At 56.4% G+C, this 225-nt stretch carries 1 protein-coding gene; it reads left to right on the top strand.

What is annotated here, in order from left to right; translation table 11 throughout:
* Positions 1 to 214 (top strand): hypothetical protein (locus tag ACFWW2_RS16930; protein WP_393929862.1); only part of this gene is annotated, 214 nt, incomplete at its 5' end.
* Positions 215 to 225: the final 11 nt, after the last annotated feature.

Genomic DNA, 225 nt, shown 5'->3' with positions numbered 1-225 from the left:
ATCCAACCGGCAGCACACTTTCCCCATAGACACCGCCAACCCCCGCGGCTTCCACCCTGAGAGATTTTCCAACGCGGGCCACCCTTACGGCCAAGCTGAGACCTCGCGCCATGGCCCGCATCAGAAAATCTTCATCAAACCAGACACTGCCTCCTCCAATGAGGAAAAGAGTCATTGTCCAATGGATGCGCAGAACAAGACCCATGAGGGATGAATACTGGCCGC

Source organism: Yoonia sp. R2-816 (assembly GCF_046762905.1).
Lineage (GTDB): Bacteria > Pseudomonadota > Alphaproteobacteria > Rhodobacterales > Rhodobacteraceae > Yoonia.
This window is presented reverse-complemented; position numbering and strand designations above follow the sequence as displayed.